This window comes from Salipiger sp. PrR002, from assembly GCF_010500775.1.
Classification (GTDB): Bacteria; Pseudomonadota; Alphaproteobacteria; order Rhodobacterales; family Rhodobacteraceae; genus Salipiger.
Map to the genome: position 1 here is coordinate 1 of NZ_JAAGOU010000079.1, position 2,627 is coordinate 2,627.

Consider the following 2,627-nt stretch of genomic DNA (forward strand, 5'->3'; position numbering starts at 1 on the left):
AGCACCTCGCCCTGATCGTCCATGATCACTCTCCAGTCGCCCACCCGCAGCCGAATGCCTTCGCGGCCTTTCAGGGACTTGACGTTGTTCGACAACGCTTCGGGATCGGTCGCGTAGAGTTCCACCTTTTCGATGATCCGCTTCGCCTCGTTGCGCGGCATTTTGCGGAGCGTACGAAGGGCGGCGGTCCTGTAGGTGATCGTCTGCATGGGTGTAGCTATACGCTACATTTTGCCCTATTGCAAGGAGCATTGTAGCGCAAGGCTACAAGGGGGATTCAGACCAATCCAGAAGATGGACCCAGCGCACTAGTCAGGGCGAAAGCTGGCATACGCCTATGACCGCGAGATCGCAGCCCTCTTGGAGGCCGTGCTAGCTCGAATGTGATCCGAGGGCAGCTCGCGGACGGCTGGTTTTCTTCCAGAGGCAGCGCGGCCCGGCGCGACTGACCGCGCAGATCGACGTCCCTCATGAGCGCGAGTTGGGGCCGGGGTGAGCACGGCACGCTGAAGGGCTCTGGGGAAAGCCGATATTGGACCGGCGTGCGGGACGGCTGCTCATCCAACCATTCGTTGCACGCCGTGCTCAAGAGCGACCTAGAGGCCAAATGTCGCAGCCTCTATGACGTATGGGGAGCGGGGTCCCAGGTGATGCAAGAATGCGACATATGTGGCGCATAATTGACACTCTCAACTCACTTGGCCGGGATGGCCATTTGTGCTAGAAGATTTCTTCCGCCGGCCGCTTCGCCGGCACCCCACACATGCAGAATGCTTTGCAGGACGATGATTTCGCCTCTGTGCGGAGCTTTGCGTGGGCGAACAAATAGGAGAACACCAACATGGGCATTTTTACCCGCGAACAATCTCAGGCGGTCGAAAAGCTTCTCGAGTGCGGCCTGTCCGATTTCGACATCGCTCGGAAGGTCTCTGCTAAAGGCGAAGACCCAGAAATCCTCATCGACGCTGTCGGCACTGTCCGTGAACGTCGACAGGCAGGCGCCTCTCTCTGAGACTTTCTCACAAGACATCCGAAAGCCCGCCAGGTCTCGTCTGGCGGGCTTCTTTGTGTCTGCAGAGGATGCGTCAATGCGGCGTTTATCTGGTTGAAAGGAGATCGGAAATTAGTCTTCCGCTGGCGGTACTTTCGCGCGTTACCTGCTGTCTCGCGCGGCGCTGCACGATCCTGAGTTGCTGATATTTTAGAGCTAACGCGCCGCATAGGCCGTTCTTCAGCCCGTGGAGCGCTTGATGCTCGCCTCACCTTAGGCTCCAGACCTCGTTTTCACGGAAGTGCAGGCCTTGCACGCTGTTGCGTGCATCATAAGTATGATAATGTAGGCGCAAGGCTATAGGAGTAAGACGTTGCCTGGGATCGAGAGAATGACGATCACGATGCCGGCGGAGCTAGCCGACGTGCTTCGCCAGACGGTCGCAGGGGGCGAATATGCCTCCACGAGCGAAGTCGTGCGCGAAGCTTTGCGTGACTGGGCCCGAAACCGGGATACTGAACGGCGCGAACTTGAGACCCTTCGCGATGCGATCAAGGCCGGGCTGGAGAGTGGTCCGGGCATTTCGGCTGACCAGGTGTTCGCGGAGCTTCGCGCCCGATACGAGGCGAAGTCCTGACTCGTGCGGCGCCTTGTCATTCTGCCGGCAGCGCGCACCGATCTGGTCGATGTCGCGGACTTCATTGCCTTGGACAATCCTGAAAGGGCAATGTCGTTCCTTGCCGAGATTGAAGCGAAGATGGGACAGGTTGCGGCGCGCCCCGAAAGCTTTTCCGTGGGCGTCTCTAAGAATTCAGATGGCGTCGGACGTGCGGGCCTAGTCAGGCCAGTGATCCAGCCGGACGCTTTTTCATGGTTAACACCGCTAGGAACGCCTCTCGTTCCTTGAACATGCTCAGGTTATACTTGGCGCACGCATGGCTATGTTGCTGCATGAAGGCGGAGAAGCCCGCGGAGACCTGCACCACCTGACCCTCGGCGGTTGGGTCGGTCGAGCCCATCTCCTCCAGAAATGTCACGCCGAGTTCGAGGGGCATGCGCACGCGTAGCGTCGTTCCAGGTTTTACCTTAGCGAACCGCGCCCCGATTTTGTCGAAAACCCCCTCTTGATCGAATTCTGTCAGGGTCAGGATTTCTTCTGCCACGCGCCTCTCCATTGTGCTGTGGCACAACCTATAGACGAACATCTCCCTGTCGTCGAAGTGCTGCTGGGAACCTTCGGCGGAAACCCGCAACATACCGGGATGAGAAGCCGGATCGCTCGAGTTGGCTGCTGATCCCGCGATGTCGATGGGCACCCGAGGGACCGATCAGTCGATGCGGTCAGACGTCGCTCATGACCCGGGACGGCAGGCAGGCGCAACGAGCTGCCGATCACCTTGTCAGGTACCTCGGCGCTCTTCCTTTTCTCCGAATGCAATCTCTTTCAGAATGTCTCGCTGCCAGATGTGGCGCGCGCTACTCCGGTTATGTGGGTGCAATGCTGCGTCGGGAAGGTGCCCAGATTCAGTGGCACCGCCATGTCTCGGAGACCCTAAGATTCGGCGCTTCACCTTGGCGATGGTGGATAGTGCCCCGCGGCGTGGTGTAGGAAGCCGTGAGCGTCGCTGATCGCGAG

At 59.1% G+C, this 2,627-nt stretch carries 5 protein-coding genes; 3 read left to right on the forward strand and 2 right to left on the reverse strand.

The window, feature by feature from the left end; all coding sequences use genetic code 11:
• Window positions 1-209, reverse strand: a 209-nt coding sequence (locus G0A00_RS26140) for a type II toxin-antitoxin system RelE/ParE family toxin (RefSeq protein ID WP_164185603.1), incomplete at its 3' end; no start/stop codon positions are given.
• Between the two features lie 632 nt (window positions 210-841).
• Here G0A00_RS26140 and G0A00_RS26460 point away from each other — a divergent pair.
• From G0A00_RS26460 to G0A00_RS26150, 3 genes are all read left to right on the forward strand, one after another.
• Window positions 842-1,012, forward strand: a complete 171-nt coding sequence (locus G0A00_RS26460; RefSeq protein ID WP_203595529.1) for a hypothetical protein — start codon at window positions 842-844, stop codon at window positions 1,010-1,012.
• Between the two features lie 370 nt (window positions 1,013-1,382).
• Complete coding sequence (locus tag G0A00_RS26145) at window positions 1,383-1,628, forward strand: type II toxin-antitoxin system ParD family antitoxin (RefSeq protein WP_203595530.1); 246 nt, start codon at window positions 1,383-1,385, stop codon at window positions 1,626-1,628.
• 3 nt (window positions 1,629-1,631) lie between these two features.
• Window positions 1,632-1,898 (forward strand): type II toxin-antitoxin system RelE/ParE family toxin, encoded by a 267-nt coding sequence (locus G0A00_RS26150; RefSeq protein WP_164185604.1) that lies wholly within the window; start codon window positions 1,632-1,634, stop codon window positions 1,896-1,898.
• On the opposite strand, the gene G0A00_RS26155 is transcribed toward G0A00_RS26150, so the two are convergent.
• On the reverse strand, window positions 1,831-2,307 hold the full coding sequence (locus G0A00_RS26155; RefSeq protein ID WP_164185605.1) for a hypothetical protein: 477 nt from the start codon (window positions 2,305-2,307) through the stop codon (window positions 1,831-1,833). The two genes, G0A00_RS26150 and G0A00_RS26155, sit on opposite strands and share 68 nt — an antisense overlap.
• Window positions 2,308-2,627: the final 320 nt, after the last annotated feature.